This is a genomic window from Vibrio sp. 2134-1, from assembly GCF_033339495.1.
In genome coordinates, this window is the sequence record NZ_JAWOUS010000830.1 from 1 (window position 1) to 551 (window position 551).

Below are 551 nucleotides of genomic sequence, written 5' to 3' on the forward strand. Positions count from 1 at the left end.
AGCAAACTTATCTCGCCCGACAATGGAACAGCCAATCAATGCGGGATCTCGCTTTGTTGTCGCCGCACAACCAAACGGCAACACGGGAGTTGCCGCTCCAAATAGTGCCGCTTTTAGAAGCGTTCGGCGGGTTTGATCAGTCACCATCGGTTGCATTAAACCCTATAACGACACCAAGCTCGATAGCCACCTCTTCATGGATGAGGTATTTAAGTTGTTCTAGCTTGTTGTATTGCGCGAGAACCAAACGATATCCGTCCACACTTTGTAGTGCAGAGAACAGGCTTTTATCTTCAGGCCAAGTCTCTAAAGCCATGTCAAACTGATACGCGACGCGATCCGCCAATTGCGTTTTACCTTGCGCCCTTAACAGCGCATCTAAACCTTTACCGTTCGCAAAATACAACTGATGCAAGCTTTCTAGGTTAGCTTTTAAGTTAGAGAGCGAGGTTTCTGAGCGCCAAGACTCCGAGAAGTAAGGACGAGGATGCCCTATCTTGGCTAGCGGACGGCTGAGCTTTTTCATGCTGTATTCTAGCTGGTTAGAAAGC

The 551-nt window shown here is 48.3% G+C and carries 1 protein-coding gene and 1 pseudogene; both read right to left on the reverse strand.

What is annotated here, in order from left to right; translation table 11 throughout:
- Positions 1–156 (reverse strand): annotated as a pseudogene (locus R7R78_RS28785) (DUF1513 domain-containing protein); the annotation flags it as partial.
- The coding region (locus R7R78_RS28790; RefSeq protein ID WP_318119828.1) for an imelysin family protein at positions 137–551 on the reverse strand (415 nt) is incomplete at its 5' end. The gene R7R78_RS28790 and the pseudogene R7R78_RS28785, both read right to left, overlap by 20 nt.